1 protein-coding gene is annotated in these 201 nt (G+C 48.8%); it reads right to left on the reverse strand.

Annotated features, from left to right (window positions below; genetic code table 11):
* Positions 1–73: 73 nt before the first annotated feature.
* Positions 74–201 (reverse strand): ExbD/TolR family protein (locus ACO0LN_RS30520; protein ID WP_422980543.1); only part of this gene is annotated, 128 nt, incomplete at its 5' end.

Genomic DNA, 201 nt, shown 5'->3' on the forward strand with positions numbered 1-201 from the left:
CTATTCGCACTGTCTTCGTCGCTACGCCTTGTCAGGACAATTTTTCGCCAGCCCTGTTTAGTCATTCAAAAAACTAGTTCCGTGGTGGCGGTTCAATTACAAAGCCGACCTTGGCGATACCGGCACGTTGTGCCGTCAGGATACTTTTGCCAATAAACTCATAGCGGGTATTCTGATCTCCACGGATATGCAACTCCGGTT

Source organism: Undibacterium sp. TC9W (assembly GCF_049339865.1).
Lineage (GTDB): Bacteria > Pseudomonadota > Gammaproteobacteria > Burkholderiales > Burkholderiaceae_D > Undibacterium.